Raw genomic sequence first — 216 nt, 5'->3', positions numbered from 1 at the left:
CGGCGGAAAAAAGGTGAAAGTGCTGCGCACTTTGTGTGACGATGCAGCCGCGGGCGCGCCGGGTGAGATATTGAGCACAAAACCGCTGAAGGTAGCCTGTGCGTCCGGCGCGCTGACGCTTCTGGAAGTAGTGCCCGAGGGGAGCAGACCCATGGAAGGCAGCGCCTGGGCCGCCGGCCGCCGGTTTACAAATGGTGACAAATTGCAATAAATTTC

At 59.7% G+C, this 216-nt stretch carries 1 pseudogene; it reads left to right on the top strand.

Annotated features, from left to right (window positions below):
* A pseudogene (locus tag HJY11_RS14380) lies at nt 1-211 on the top strand (methionyl-tRNA formyltransferase); the annotation flags it as partial.
* Nucleotides 212-216 lie beyond the last annotated feature (5 nt).

Source organism: Bittarella massiliensis (ex Durand et al. 2017) (assembly GCF_017566145.1).
Lineage (GTDB): Bacteria > Bacillota > Clostridia > Oscillospirales > Ruminococcaceae > Bittarella > Bittarella massiliensis_A.
This window is presented reverse-complemented; position numbering and strand designations above follow the sequence as displayed.